Here is a 489-nt window from a genome sequence, read left to right as displayed (position 1 = left end):
GCTGACGCGGGCCAAGCCACCTTCGCGGCTCAAACCGGCACGGCCGGCACCTACGGCTCGTTCTCCATCGGTACCGACGGCGCATGGACCTACACGCTGAACAACGCTGCCGCCAACGTTCAGGCGTTGGCACAGGGTGAACAACGTCAAGAAATCTTCACCGTTACTTCGGCTGACGGCACTGTCTCGCAAGTCACTGTCACTGTCCTTGGCACCAACGATGCTGCAGTCATCGGCGGACAAAGCTCTGGCACGGTGACCGAAGATCAAATCACCACTGCCTCGGGCACGTTGACGGTTGCCGACGCTGATGCTGGTCAAGCAACGTTCACCGCTCAAACCGGCACAGCCGGAACTTACGGCGCTTTCTCGATCGGCACCGACGGCGCATGGACCTACACGCTGAACAACGCTGCCACCAACGTCCAGGCGCTGGCGCAAGGCGAGCAACGTCAAGAAGTGTTCACGGTCACGTCTGCTGACGGGACG

At 61.1% G+C, this 489-nt stretch carries 1 protein-coding gene; it reads left to right on the top strand.

Going from position 1 to position 489, the window contains the following annotated elements; translation table 11 throughout:
• Positions 1 to 489 (top strand): VCBS domain-containing protein (locus EYW45_RS00105; RefSeq protein WP_202444505.1); only part of this gene is annotated, 489 nt, incomplete at both ends.

This window comes from Schauerella aestuarii, from assembly GCF_009866805.1.
In the GTDB taxonomy this organism is placed as follows: domain Bacteria; phylum Pseudomonadota; class Gammaproteobacteria; order Burkholderiales; family Burkholderiaceae_B; genus Schauerella; species Schauerella aestuarii.
The sequence above is the reverse complement of the archived record's forward strand: the minus strand, read 5'-3'. Positions and strand labels throughout refer to the sequence as shown.